General features: G+C 60.9%; 9 protein-coding genes. 5 read left to right on the top strand and 4 right to left on the bottom strand.

Annotation, left to right across the window (positions count from 1 at the left end):
- The first annotated feature begins 45 nt into the window (after nt 1-45).
- Nucleotides 46-1,110, top strand: a complete 1,065-nt coding sequence (locus tag G5287_RS20260; RefSeq protein WP_421231788.1) for an adenosine deaminase — start codon at nt 46-48, stop codon at nt 1,108-1,110.
- 111 nt (nt 1,111-1,221) lie between these two features.
- On the opposite strand, the gene G5287_RS20255 is transcribed toward G5287_RS20260, so the two are convergent.
- The 4 genes from G5287_RS20255 to G5287_RS20240 form a co-directional block, all read right to left on the bottom strand.
- Nucleotides 1,222-2,208, bottom strand: coding sequence for a zinc-binding dehydrogenase (locus tag G5287_RS20255; RefSeq protein WP_421231787.1), 987 nt, complete (start codon nt 2,206-2,208; stop codon nt 1,222-1,224).
- A gap of 147 nt (nt 2,209-2,355) precedes the next feature.
- Nucleotides 2,356-3,477 carry an alkene reductase gene (locus tag G5287_RS20250; protein ID WP_421231786.1) on the bottom strand — a complete coding sequence of 374 codons (1,122 nt, stop codon included), beginning with the start codon at nt 3,475-3,477 and terminating at the stop codon, nt 2,356-2,358.
- A 182-nt stretch (nt 3,478-3,659) separates the two neighbouring features.
- Nucleotides 3,660-5,195, bottom strand: coding sequence for a TerC family protein (locus G5287_RS20245; protein WP_421231785.1), 1,536 nt, complete (start codon nt 5,193-5,195; stop codon nt 3,660-3,662).
- A gap of 300 nt (nt 5,196-5,495) precedes the next feature.
- Complete coding sequence (locus G5287_RS20240) at nt 5,496-6,422, bottom strand: cation diffusion facilitator family transporter (RefSeq protein WP_005361338.1); 927 nt, start codon at nt 6,420-6,422, stop codon at nt 5,496-5,498.
- A gap of 167 nt (nt 6,423-6,589) precedes the next feature.
- Between G5287_RS20240 and G5287_RS20235 the strand changes: the two genes are divergently transcribed.
- The 4 genes from G5287_RS20235 (at nt 6,590) to G5287_RS20220 (ending at nt 12,854) form a co-directional block, all read left to right on the top strand.
- Nucleotides 6,590-9,661, top strand: coding sequence for an FAD-binding and (Fe-S)-binding domain-containing protein (locus tag G5287_RS20235; RefSeq protein WP_421231784.1), 3,072 nt, complete (start codon nt 6,590-6,592; stop codon nt 9,659-9,661).
- Nucleotides 9,661-10,149, top strand: coding sequence for a hypothetical protein (locus G5287_RS20230; protein ID WP_421231783.1), 489 nt, complete (start codon nt 9,661-9,663; stop codon nt 10,147-10,149). The genes G5287_RS20235 and G5287_RS20230 overlap by 1 nt, the downstream gene beginning before the upstream one ends.
- Nucleotides 10,150-10,316: 167 nt before the next feature.
- A complete protein-coding gene (locus G5287_RS20225; protein WP_064336666.1) occupies nt 10,317-10,778 on the top strand; it encodes a hotdog fold thioesterase in 462 nt (153 codons plus the stop codon).
- 180 nt (nt 10,779-10,958) lie between these two features.
- Nucleotides 10,959-12,854, top strand: coding sequence for a DEAD/DEAH box helicase (locus G5287_RS20220; RefSeq protein WP_199258754.1), 1,896 nt, complete (start codon nt 10,959-10,961; stop codon nt 12,852-12,854).
- The last annotated feature ends 132 nt before the right edge of the window (nt 12,855-12,986 follow it).

The following is a 12,986-nucleotide window of genomic DNA, read 5'->3' as shown; positions in this document are numbered from 1 at the left end:
GTGGAGGGGCTGACGCCGGATCACTTTGCTGATGGAGCCGTCGCTATGGACACCCCGATTCCCAAGCCAGTCACACCCGAACACCTCACCGCCGCGCAATTTATCGCCGGACTGCCGAAACTGGAGCTGCACCTGCATATCGAGGGCAGCCTCGAACCCGAGCTGATGTTTGAGCTGGGCCGCCGCAATAATGTGCCACTGCCCTGGCCCGATGTGGCCAGCGTGCGCGCCGCCTATGACTTTGACTGCCTGCAATCCTTTCTCGACCTCTACTATCGCGGCGCCAGCGTGCTGGTGACCGAGCAGGACTTCTTCGACCTCACCTGGGCCTATCTTGAGCGTTGCGCCGCCGACAAGGTGGTGCATGTGGAGATCTTCTTTGACCCGCAGACCCACACCGCCCGCGGTGTCCCTTTTGCTACTGTGCTGGGCGGCATCGAGCGGGCGCTGCAGATCGGAGAGCAGGAGTTTGGCATCAGCTGGCGCCTTATCATGAGCTTTTTGCGCCACCTCAGCGAAGAGGATGCCTTTGCGACGTTGGAAGAGGCTATGCCCTTCCTGTCACGCATTCATGGCATCGGCCTCGACTCGGGGGAGAAGGGCAATCCGCCCAGCAAATTTGCCCGTATTTTTGCCAAATGCCGCGAGCTGGGGCTGCCGGTGGTGGCCCACGCCGGTGAAGAGGGGCCTGCCGACTACATCTGGCAGGCGATCAACGAGCTGCAGGTATGCCGTATCGATCACGGGGTGCGCTCGGCCGATGATCCCGAGCTGCTGCGCTATCTGGCGGATACCCGGCTGCCGCTCACCGTCTGCCCTCTCTCCAACACCCGGCTCAAGGTGTTCGGCGATATGGCCCAGCACAATGTGTTGCGGCTGCTGGAGCAGGGGCTCTGCGTCACCATCAACTCGGACGATCCCGCCTACTTTGGCGGCTATATGAATGCCAACTTTGCGGCGCTGGCCGATGGCCTTGGCGCGACCATGAGTCAGCTCTGCCGCTTGTCGCTCAATGCGGTGGAGGCGAGCTGGCTAAGCTTGGCCGACAAGGCGCGGCTGACCCGTGACATTCGCACTCATGCCGCCCGCCACGGGGTGCAGCTGCACTGAGTCAGGCGCCAATGAAGTCGAGATGACATGCACTATATAAAGAGAGGCCCGCCGTCACTGGCGGGCCTCTTTCGTTTCAATGGTCGGTGTGGTTATCAGGGAAAGTCAGCGTTATGCCACTCGCACCAGAAACTTCTCACCCTGTCCTTCGCGCTTGAAGCGCTCGAGCAGGGTAGGCAGCACCTCGAAGTCGCCCACCACCAGCGGCGGCAGGGTCAGCTCGCCGCTCGCCATCAGCTCCATCATGGCGACACCGGCGGCCACCAGCCGGCTCCACTGCTTGTCGGTGCCAAAGGCGTGTTGGGCACCCAGTGCAATCTCGTGCAATGAGTGGCAATGGCTAAAGGCGGGCAACGGATTGTGCGGGATGCGCCCGAGCACAGTCACCATGTGACCGTAGTAGCCAAGGGCGGGCAGCAGGCTCTCTGCCTGTTGGCTGGAGACCAGATCGATGATCCCCTCAAACGGCTCGTTGCCGTTGGCCGCCTGCAAGGTGGCCAGCCACTCGGAGTTCCGATAATCGGCCACCCCCTGCACACCTATCTGCTTGAGCCAGTGATGGTGGCGTGGGCTGGCGCTGGCAAAGACCCGCGCCCCCTGCTGGAGGGCGAGCTGCACCGCAAAACGGCCGACACTGCTGCCAGCACCGGTGATGAGCAGCGCTTCCCCGTGCAGGCGCGGCAGCTTGGCCAGCGCCTGCCACGCGGTGAGGCCGGGACAGGGCAGAGCGGCGGCCGCCTCGTCACTCAGGGCATCGGGCACCGGCAGCAGGGCGCGGGCGGGCACTTTGGTGTGGCGGGCAAAGCTACCGTGGTGACGCAGGTCGGTGTGATAGGCGACCCGGGCGCCGAGACGCAGATGGCTGACGTTGGCGCCGAGCGCCACGATAGTGCCCATGCCATCGACGCCGGGCACCTGACCATCCTGCCAGTTGGAGTGGCCATATTCGATCAGCTTCCAGTCCACCGGGTTGAAGGCGATGACCCGGTTGGCTACCAGTACCTCGTCAGGGGCGAGCGGTGTCAGGGGCAGATCGGCGAGGGTGAGCTGATCCGGTTCACCGGGGGCATGCCAGCACCAGGCTTGGGTGTGATTCATGATGACTCCTTGTGAAAGCGAGGGGAGAGAATAACGAGATCATTGCAGCAGTGATTCGGTCAGTCATATCACTGTTGCTAATGCGCAACAATACGGCAGGCCCCAACTTGTGGGGCCTGCTTCACGTGGCCGATTGGCCATCGGCAATCAGCGGTTGGCGGTTGCGTCATCAGCCTGATAGACGGGGTAATCGGTCAGCCCTTTCTCGCCGCCGCCAAACAGGGTGGCCGGATCGTGGGGGGCCAGCGGATAGCCGTGGCGCAGCCGGTTCGGCAGATCCGGGTTGGCAACGAAGGGGCGGCCAAAGCCAATCATGTCGGCCCAGCCCGCGTCGAGGGCGGCGCGTGCGCGATCACCATCATATTTACCGGCGTAGATCAGGGTGTTGGGGAAGGCATCGCGCAGACCCAGCTTGAAGTTCTCCGGCATCAGGGGGGCATCGTCCCAGTCCGCCTCGGCAATGTGCAGGTAGGTGACATTGAGCTGGCCCAGCAGGCGGGCAGCTGCCAGATAGGTCTCCTGCGGATTGGCATCCACGGTGCCGTTGAGGGTGGTGAGCGGCGCAAGACGCACCCCGACACGTTCGGCCCCGATTTCGCTACTGACCGCCTCGGTCACCTCTTTGAGAAAGCGCAGCCGGTTTTCCAGCGATCCGCCGTAATTGTCGGTGCGGGCGTTGGATTCGGAGTCTAGGAACTGGTTGATCAGATATCCGTTGGCGGCGTGCAGCTCGATGCCGTCAAAACCGGCGCTGATGGCGTTGCGTGCCGCCTGACGGAACTGGCCCACCACCGCATGGATATCGGCCTGGGTCATGGCGCGCGGAGTGACGGTCTCGACAAAGCCCGGCGCATCGCTGCCGTTATCGACGAACACCTTGACGCCCACTGCGGGCAGGGCTGAAGCGGAGATGGGCTGGGCGCCGCCGATGTTGTCCGGATGGGTGACCCGGCCCACGTGCCAGAGCTGGGCGAAGATGGTGCCCCCCTTGGCGTGCACGGCATCGGTCACCCCTTTCCAGCCAGCGATCTGCTCGGCACTGTAGATCCCCGGCGTCCAGGCGTAGCCCTTGCCCATGGGGTCGATTTGGGTGCCTTCGCTGATGATCAGGCCCGCCTCGGCGCGCTGGGCGTAGTAGCTCGCCATCATGGCGTTGGCCACATCACCCGGCTGACTGGCACGGGAGCGGGTCATGGGGGGCATGACGATGCGGTTGGCAAGGTGCAGCTGGCCGAGGCGCAGCGGGCAGAACAGGTGATCGTGGCTCATCTTGAGTTCCTCATGGTGGAAGTGAGGCCACTTTATGCCGCCATCTTGTTGTGAAAAAGAGGGGTAATTGCACAAGAGAATTGTGCTTGATGCAGCAATCAGCGCAAACCGTTAGGAAAGAGGCGTTTAGGCATAAAAAAGAGGGCCGTCTGGCCCTCTTCTGTATTCTGCTGGTGGCAGGCTCAAGCCGTGGCGGGCATCACTTTCACCCGCTCGATGCGCCGCTCGCTCACCTCAATCACCTCGAAGTTGAGCTGTTGCAGTTGCAACTGCTGGCCCGGGGTGGGCAGAGTGCCGAAGTGGGAGAGCAGCATGCCCGCCAGGGTTACGTATTCATCGCTCTCGCTCACCAGCCCCTCGTGCTCCAGCACCTGCTCCACATGATGGATGTTGGTGCTGCCGTTGATCAGCCACCCTTCGCCATCGCGCACGATATCCGGGGTTTCGTCCTCGTCCGGCAGCTCGCCAACGATGGCCTCCAGCAGATCGTGGGTGGTGACCAGCCCCTGGATCACGCCAAACTCGTCGGAGACCAGAATAAGGCTCCCCTTGGCTTTGCGCAGCTCCGCCAGCAGGCGGATCACGTTGATGGTCTGCGGCACGATAATGGGGTCGTTCTGCTTTGCCAGTTCGCTCAAGGATTGCCCTTCGTTCAAGGCAAACAGCAGATCGCGCGCCTTGACCACTCCGATCACCTCGTCCAGATCCCCGTCACAGATAGGGAACAGGCTGTGGGGCTCGCGCTGCAGCAGGGCGCGGATCTCGTCGCTGGAGTCGTTGATATCGATCCAGGCCATCTCCGAGCGCGGGGTCATGATGGTGCGAATGGAGCGCTCGGCCAGCGACAGCACGCCGGTCACCATGTAGCGTTCCTCCTCGCCAAAGCTCACCGGCGCGGCGGTCGGGGCATCCAGATCGTCATCCGGCTGATCCTGATAGGCCTTGCTGCCCATCAATTTGAAGATGGCGGCTGTGGTGCGCTCGCGCAGCGGCTGTTTGGATTCGTGACGCATGGCGCTGCGCTGGGCCAGCTGGTTGAAAAACTCGATCAGCACCGAGAAGCCGATGGCCGCGTAGAGGTAACCCTTCGGAATATGGAAGCCGAATCCTTCCGCCACCAGGCTGAAGCCGATCATCAGCAGGAAGCTCAGGCAGAGCACCACCACGGTCGGGTGGGCGTTGACGAAGCGGGTCAGCGGCTTGGAGGCGAGCACCATCACCACCATGGCGATGGTCACGGCGGCCATCATGACGCCAAGGTGTTCCACCATGCCGACGGCGGTGATGATGGAGTCGAGCGAGAAGACCGCATCGAGCACCAGAATTTGGGCGATCACCACGCCGAAGCTGGCGTAGGCGCCGACAGGGCCGTCATCCTGGGGTTTGGCTTCCAGCCGCTCATGTAGCTCGGAGGTGGCCTTGAACAGCAGGAACAGGCCGCCCCCCATCAGGATCAGGTCCCGACCGGAGAAGGGGTGATCCCACAGGTGCAAAATCGGGGTGGTCAGGGTGACCAGCCATGACATGACGCTCAGAAGTCCAAGTCGCATCAGCAGGGCCAGCGACAGGCCGATGACGCGTGCCTTGTCCCGCTGGGCGGGAGGCAGTTTTTTCACCAGAATGGCGATAAAGACCAGGTTGTCGATCCCCAGCACGATTTCCAGAATGATCAGGGTAAACAGACCGATCCAGATATGGGGATCCAGCAGCAATTCCATTGTATGACCTCAATAAAAACAGACAGAGCAGAGAGTGATCACGGCGCGCGATGGCCGCAGTAACAGCAAGGCAAAGGTGTTATTCAGAGGCGCTGATTAAGCAGAAAAAGATAGGCTTTGACAGAGAGAGACGAAGGGCAACTTCGGGGATTGTCCATGATGGGCAATAAAACCTCGGGTGAAAAATGAGCCCTGATGATAGCGGCTGGCGCCAATTTGGCAAGAGCAGCGTCAGCGAGGCGTGATGGGGTTGTGATGCGACAGGGGGAGGCAGCGGTGCCGCTCTCCCCCGTGCGGTCGTTACAACCAGCGCTTTTCGCGGGTGAAACAGACCGACAGCCAGGCATCCCCCAGGGTGTCGCCAAGGCGAGACCAGAGCTCCTGACGCAGGGCATCCTGACGTTCGACGGGCCACTCCTGACCCGGCGCCACCAGAATGTTCAATTCCAGATCGAAGCGGCGACCGCTTTTGGCCAGATGGCTGTAGCACTCTATGCCGTGGCGCTGGCGCAGCGCTTCGATCTCCTGTTCGACTTGCCGTGGCACATCCCCCTTGGGAGCGATCTTCAACACTTCCCGCAGGTTGCGACCGAGCACCTTGATGGGAATGAGGGTGGCACAGAGGGCCAGTAGCGAGACCAGCACCGGGTCTATGTAGCGGTTGTATTGGCCGTAGCCGATGGCATCGAGGCCGATGGCGACCACGAAACCGATAAGCAGGGTGGCGCTGAGCAGGGTATCCACCAGCCACTCTTTGGAGTCGACCCGCACCAGCTCGGAGTCTACCTGCTCGGCGACCTGGGCTTCGATGCGATAGATGATGGCGCAGAAGAAGGTGGAGACGGCGGCATAGATGAGGGCGTGGCCGAGATCGATCTCCCGTCCGCCATCCAGCAGGGTGGTGATGCCGCTATAGAGAGCGCCAAGGCAGAGCAGCAGAATAATGGTGCCATTGATGACGTTGGTGATGGGCTCGAAGTGGGCGTAGCCATACTGGAAGCGCGCATCGGAAGGGCGGGTAACGAGATAGGCGGTAACAAGACCGAGGCCTGTCATGCCCATGCTGAACAGGGTGAAGATACCATCGAGCATGATGGCGTTGGAACCGACGAAGAGGCCGTAGCCGATGCCGAAGATGGCAAAGGTGATACAACCGAACAGCGACAGGGTAAGCGCCTGTTTTTCGGTGGTGACCAGCGTACTGATAACATGGCTGTGGTGAGCCATAAAAGTCCTCCTTTCAAATGGTGAATATTGCCAAGCGCAAGCGGTTTTCTAGCTGATATACTGCCCGCTCACATGTGAGCGGACTGGCCTGACTGCCATTGACAGGCGGCTGGCCAGTCGTTGTCGCCGGCGTGCCGGCATCAAGCAAAGGATGGGAACAAGGATTCATGATCCCGAGACTCGATTACCAGGACAGTTTGTCACCCGCAACCCTGCAGTTTCTTGAGTTGCTAGAGCGCAGCGCATTTCGTGGTGATATCGAAAAGTCTTATGCAAGCCGGTTGGCGATGGCGACGGATAACAGCGTCTATCAGGTAGTACCTCAGGCGGTTCTCTATCCGCGCAGTGCGGACGACATAGCAGCAATGCTCAAGCTGGCCGCAGAGCCGGCGTACCACACTCTGAGTTTTTTCCCTCGCGGTGGCGGTACCGGCACCAATGGTCAGTCATTGGGCGGCGGCATTATCGTCGATCTCTCCCGTTATATGAACCAGATCATGGAAATTAATCTGGAAGAGGGGTGGGTGCGCGCCCAGGCCGGGGTGGTGAAAGACCAGCTCAACGCCTATCTCAAGCCCCATGGCTACTTCTTCTCGCCGGATCTCTCCACCTCCAACCGCGCCACCTTAGGGGGCATGATCAACACAGATGCCTCGGGGCAGGGGTCCCTCGTTTACGGTAAAACCTCGGATCACGTGCTGGGTCTCAAGGCGGTGCTGGAGAACGGTGACATCATGGCGACCGAGCCGCTGACCGGTGAGCGACTGGCCGACAAGCTGGCGCTGGAGAGTCGGGAAGGGGAGATCTATCGCACCCTCTATCGCATCGGCAAGGAGCGCCGCGCCGACATCGAGGCGACCTTCCCCAAGCTCAACCGCTTTCTGACCGGTTACGATCTCAAGCACCTCTATCAACCCGATACCGACACGCTGGATGTCAGCCGGGTGCTGTGCGGATCTGAAGGATCCTTGGGCTTTATCACCGAAGCCAAACTCAATATCACGCCAATCCCGCGCTACCGCACCCTGGTCAACGTCAAGTACGACAGCTTCCCCTCCGCCCTGCGCAATGCCCCCTTTATGGTGCAGGCGCAGGCCCTCTCGGTGGAAACGGTGGACTCCCGGGTGCTCGGGCTGGCCCGCGCCGACATCATCTGGCATTCGGTGAAAGAACTTATTCAGGATGTGCCCGGCAAGGATCTGCAGGGGCTCAACATCGTCGAGTTTGCCGATACCGACGAGGCAGAACACAAGGCCAAGGTGGCTGAGCTCTGCCGCCGTATCGACGAGCTGCTGGCCAAGAGTGAAGCCGGGATTATCGGCTATCAGGTATGTGACCACCTGCCGAGCATCGAAACCATCTACACCATGCGCAAGAAGTCGGTGGGGCTGCTGGGCAACGCCGAAGGGCGCAAGAAGCCGGTGGCCTTCACTGAAGACACCGCCGTGCCGCCAGAGTCATTGGCCGATTTCATCATGGAGTTTCGTGCCCTGCTGGATGCTCACGGCCTCGACTACGGCATGTTTGGCCACGTCGATGCCGGTGTGCTGCATGTGCGTCCGGCGCTGGATTTGTGCGATCCCGAGCAGGAGGTGCTGCTGCGCCGCATCTCCGATCAGGTGGTGGCGCTCACCGCCAAATATGGCGGCCTGATGTGGGGGGAGCACGGCAAGGGCTTTCGCTCCGAATACAGCCCCGCCTTCTTTGGCGAGCTGTGGGAAGAGTTGCAGCGGGTCAAGGGGGCGTTCGACCCGGCCAACCGCATCAACCCGGGCAAGATCTGTATCCCCTACGGTAGCGGCGCCGAGCTGGTGTCGGTGGATGGCCCCAAGCGCGGCAAGTATGACCGCCAGATCCCGCTCGCGGTGCGCACCAGCTACACCCGCGCCATGGATTGCAACGGCAATGGTCTGTGCTTCACCTTCGAGACCGACTCCCCCATGTGCCCCTCGGTCAAGATCAGCCGCGATCGCCGCCACTCCCCCAAGGGGCGGGCGGGCCTGATGCGTGAATGGTTGCGTCAGTTGGCGGAGCAGGGTTTCGATCCGTTGGCGGAAGAGGTGGCACTGCAATCCGGTGGTGTGCGCTTCAAACAGCTGGTGGACAAGGTGCGCAACAGCTGGGCCAAACAGCGCGGCGAGTATGATTTCTCCCATGAGGTGATGGAGGCGATGGCGGGCTGTCTGGCCTGCAAGGCGTGCACCAGCCAGTGCCCGATCAAGGTGGATGTGCCCGATTTTCGCGCCCGCTTTATGCAGCTCTATCACGGCCGCTACCTGCGCGCGCCGAAGGATTACTTCGTCGGCACCGTTGAAAGCTATGCTCCGTTGCTTGCCAAGGCGCCGAAGCTGGTCAACTTCTTCCTCGAAAAAGAGTGGGCCCAGAAGGCGACCGAGAAGAGCATCGGCATGGTGGATGTGCCGCTGCTCTCGGTGCCGACCCTGGCCGAGAGCCTGCATGACAACCGCGCCCGCTATTTTGATCTGCCTGGACTGGAGCGGATGAGCGTCGAGCAGCGTAAGCAGGTTGTGCTCATCGTGCAGGATCCCTTCACCAGTTATTACGATGCCCCCGTGGTACGCGACCTGGTGAAACTCGCCAGCAAGCTCGGTTTCCAACCCTATCTGCTGCCCTTTAAACCCAACGGCAAGCCCCAGCATATCAAGGGGTTCCTGCGCGCCTTTGCCCGCACCGCCGCCAACAGCGCCCAGTTCCTCAACAAGGTGGCGGCGCTTGGCATTCCCATGGTGGGGGTGGATCCGGCCATGGTGCTTTGCTATCGCGACGAGTATGCCAAGGCGCTGGGGTCGGCCCGCGGTGATTTTCAGGTGTTGTTGCCGCAGGAGTGGCTGCTCTCGCTGCCGGCAGATCAACTGCCTGCTAGCGCCAACAAGACCAAGATCGAGGAGGGGAGTGAGCCCTGGTATCTCTTTGCCCACTGCACCGAGAAGACCGCCAAGCCCTCCACTCACGGTGACTGGAGCACCCTGTTTGGCCGCTTCGGGGCCAGCTTGCAGCCGGTCTCTGTGGGTTGCTGCGGTATGGCGGGCACCTATGGTCACGACGTCAAACAGGTGGAGAACTCCAAGGGGATCTATGGACTGAGCTGGGCTGAGCCACTCGCGCACCTGCCCAAAGCGCGCTGTCTGGCGACCGGCTATTCGTGCCGCAGTCAGGTCAAACGGATGGAGGGGGAAAAGCTCAAACATCCATTGCAAGCCCTGCTGGAGCTGCTCTGATGCTGACGTTCCCCAAGCGCTTTCGGGTGCCGAAGGCCTATCGGCATCCACGTTTCTTGCTGTTACCCGCCACTCCCTCTCAGGCGGTGGTGGAGTTTGTCGCCATGTTGCGCGAGCGCGAGCAGCTCCATCAGCTGTTTCGCCCGAACGATCTCTGGCCCTCGGCCAATTTCAGCCTGAGCCAGCACGAAAGGGATCTGGAGTGGCAGCAGTCGGAGTTTCTGGCCAAGCGCTCCTTTGCCTATGGCCTCTGGAGCCCGGATCGGGAGCCGCAATTTTGGGGTGGGGTTTATCTCTACCCCTCGGTGTTGCCAGAGGTAGCGGTGGAGCTCTTCTTCTGGAAGGTGGCCGAGGCGTCCATCACGGATGAGGAGCTGGAGATTCAGCTGCGCGAGTGGCTCGTCAGGGTGTGGCAGTGGCCAGACCCCCGCTTGCCGGGGCGAGAAGTGCCTTGGTCCGAATGGCCCGGCGTTACCTACCCCTGGTGACATCCCGCTTAAGGGCATGATTGTGTAACACGCAGCGCCGGGCGGGGCTGCGTTGTTACCACGTCACCTGATAACCAACAACTCATATAACAGAACCATGTTGCCGATGGAGGGCGTTTCACTCATATCGGTACGCATTCATCGCTTACATAAGGAGTCTGCTCGCAATGAGTCACGATATTGCGCCCATCTGGCGTAAACCCATGAGTCTGGAGGGGCTCAACGCCACCTCTCGCAACACCCTGATGGCCCATCTCGATATCGTCTACACGGCTTTTGGCACCGATTGGCTTGAAGCGACCATGCCGGTGGATCATCGCACTCACCAGCCCCTGGGCATGCTGCATGGCGGCGCATCCGTGGTGCTGGCGGAAACCTTGGGATCGATTGCCGCCAATATGGCTGTCGGGCCAGATAGCTACTGTGTGGGGCTGGAGGTGAATGCCAACCATCTGCGAGCCAAGCGGGAAGGGGTGGTGACCGGGCGTTGCACGCCGCTCCATCTGGGAGCAACAACCCAGGTGTGGCAGATTGAAATTCGGGACGAACGTGAGCGTTTATTGTGCACCAGCCGACTGACCATGGCGGTGCTCAAACACAAGCGGGGCAAGGACTCCAGCGAGGAGTGATCTGCAATAACGCACTATGAGTGCAAAATAAGCAAGCCATACTCGCCAGATCCCTCTATAATTGCCAACGTCTTGAGAGGCTTATCACATTTTTCAAGACAGCAGAACAAAGTGGCGCTATAATCGCCGCCTTTTTGCTATTCCGCGGTGTTAGCCGCCTGCCTTAATCTGGAAGAATCTATGTCTGATACCGAACAACTGCCCCTTTTTAGTGAGCTTGGACTGGCCGCGCCTGTATTGAAAGCGCTGCAGGACGTGGGCTATGAGCGCCCGTCACCGATCCAGGCCGCAGCAATTCCCCACCTGATGGCGGGACACGATCTGCTGGGGCAGGCGCAAACCGGTACAGGGAAGACCGCTGCTTTTGCCTTGCCTCTGTTGTCTCGTCTGGAAGCTGGTAACCGCAACACCCAGATCCTGGTGCTGGCGCCTACCCGCGAACTGGCGCTGCAGGTGGCTGAAGCGTGCCAACGCTATGCACACCACATGCCTGATTTCCACGTGCTGCCGATCTACGGTGGTGCCTCCTACGAAACCCAGACCCGCGCCCTGCGTCGTGGTGCCCAGGTTGTCGTCGGTACTCCGGGCCGCGTGATGGATCTGATCCGTCGCAAGAACTTGGATCTCTCCGGCCTGAAAGCTCTGGTACTGGACGAAGCTGATGAAATGCTGCGTATGGGCTTCATCGACGACGTGGACTGGATCATGGAGCAGTGCCCGAGCTCTCGTCAGGTTGCTCTGTTCTCTGCCACCATGCCGGAGCAGATCCGTCGCGTGGCCCAGAAGCACCTGAAGCAGCCCAAAGAGATCAAGATCGCCTCCAAGACTGCTACCGCTACCACTATTCGCCAGCGTTACTGGCAGGTAACCGGTCTGCACAAGCTGGACGCCATGACCCGCCTGCTGGAAGTGGAATCCTACGAAGCCCTGCTGGTATTCGTACGTACCAAGAACGCTGCCGAAGAGCTGGCTGGCAAGCTGGCCGCACGTGGCCACGCCTGTGAAGCGCTGCACGGTGACATCCCGCAGAAGCTGCGTGAGCGTACCGTTGACAAGCTGCGTCAGGGCCAGCTGGACATCCTGATCGCCACCGACGTGGTTGCCCGTGGTCTGGACGTTGAGCGTATCACCCACGTAGTGAACTACGACATTCCGTACGACACCGAATCCTACGTTCACCGTATCGGCCGTACCGGTCGTGCCGGTCGCAAGGGCGAGGCCATCCTGTTCGTGGCTCCGCGCGAGCGCCGCATGCTGCGCGCCATCGAGCACGCAACCCGTCAGGCCATCGAGCCGATGAAGATGCCGAGCACCGAGGACATCAACCAGCATCGTCTGGCCAAGTTCAAAGAGCGCATCCGCGAAACCATGATGGGCGAAGAGCTCGAGATCTACCACAACCTGGTAAACGAGCTGATCGAAGAAGATTCTGCCGATCCGCTGGAGCTGGCTGCCGCACTGGCCAAGCTGGTACAGGGCGACCAACCGCTGCTGCTGGATGACTCCATCCCGGATCCGCTGTTCAACAACAGCAACGATCGTGGTGGCTTCGAGCGTCGTGACTTCAACGATCGCGGCGGTCGTGACTTCGGTGACCGTGGCGATCGTCCGGCCCGTCGCATGCCGTCCCTGGAGCCGCGTCCGCTGAAAGACAACCCGGACGTGGAGATGGAGCGCTACCGTGTCGACGTGGGTGCCCATCACGGCGTCAAGCCGGGCCAGATCGTGGGCGCCATCGCCAACGAAGCGAACATCGAGAGCCGCTTCATCGGCAACATCGACATCGCTGACGACTTCTCCACCGTTGACCTGCCCAAGGGCATTAGCGCCGATGTGCTGGAAGTGATCAAGAAAGCCCGTGTTTGCCAGCGTCCGCTGCAGATCACTCGCTACACCGAGGTGCCGGCCGGTGGCAACACCAGCAGCCGTCCGCCGCGCGGTGATCGTCCGTTCCGTGGCGACCGTCCTTTCAACAAGGATCGCCGTCCGCAGGGTGACCGTCCGTTCAACAAGGATCGCCGCGAAGGTGGTTTCAACAAAGATCGCAAATTCGGTGGCAAGCGCCGCGAAAGCTGATTGCTGATCCCGTTATGAAGAAGGCCGCTCATTGAGCGGCCTTTTTTTGTGCCAGTGTCTAGTCCTGAAATAGGTTTACACATTTTCAACTAGCATTTTTCTACTCAAAACCCTCTATGTACCGCATCGGGG

The sequence above is a fragment of the Aeromonas sp. 603079 genome (assembly GCF_049172135.1).
GTDB classification, from domain to species: domain Bacteria; phylum Pseudomonadota; class Gammaproteobacteria; order Enterobacterales; family Aeromonadaceae; genus Aeromonas; species Aeromonas veronii.
This window is presented reverse-complemented; position numbering and strand designations above follow the sequence as displayed.

Coding starts and splice junctions, on each gene's coding strand:
- G5287_RS20260 (WP_421231788.1), top strand. CDS start 46: ATGGACACCCCGATTCCCAAGCCAGTCACACCCGAACACCTCACCGCC.
- G5287_RS20255 (WP_421231787.1), bottom strand. CDS start 2,208: ATGAATCACACCCAAGCCTGGTGCTGGCATGCCCCCGGTGAACCGGAT.
- G5287_RS20250 (WP_421231786.1), bottom strand. CDS start 3,477: ATGAGCCACGATCACCTGTTCTGCCCGCTGCGCCTCGGCCAGCTGCAC.
- G5287_RS20245 (WP_421231785.1), bottom strand. CDS start 5,195: ATGGAATTGCTGCTGGATCCCCATATCTGGATCGGTCTGTTTACCCTG.
- G5287_RS20240 (WP_005361338.1), bottom strand. CDS start 6,422: ATGGCTCACCACAGCCATGTTATCAGTACGCTGGTCACCACCGAAAAA.
- G5287_RS20235 (WP_421231784.1), top strand. CDS start 6,590: ATGATCCCGAGACTCGATTACCAGGACAGTTTGTCACCCGCAACCCTG.
- G5287_RS20230 (WP_421231783.1), top strand. CDS start 9,661: ATGCTGACGTTCCCCAAGCGCTTTCGGGTGCCGAAGGCCTATCGGCAT.
- G5287_RS20225 (WP_064336666.1), top strand. CDS start 10,317: ATGAGTCACGATATTGCGCCCATCTGGCGTAAACCCATGAGTCTGGAG.
- G5287_RS20220 (WP_199258754.1), top strand. CDS start 10,959: ATGTCTGATACCGAACAACTGCCCCTTTTTAGTGAGCTTGGACTGGCC.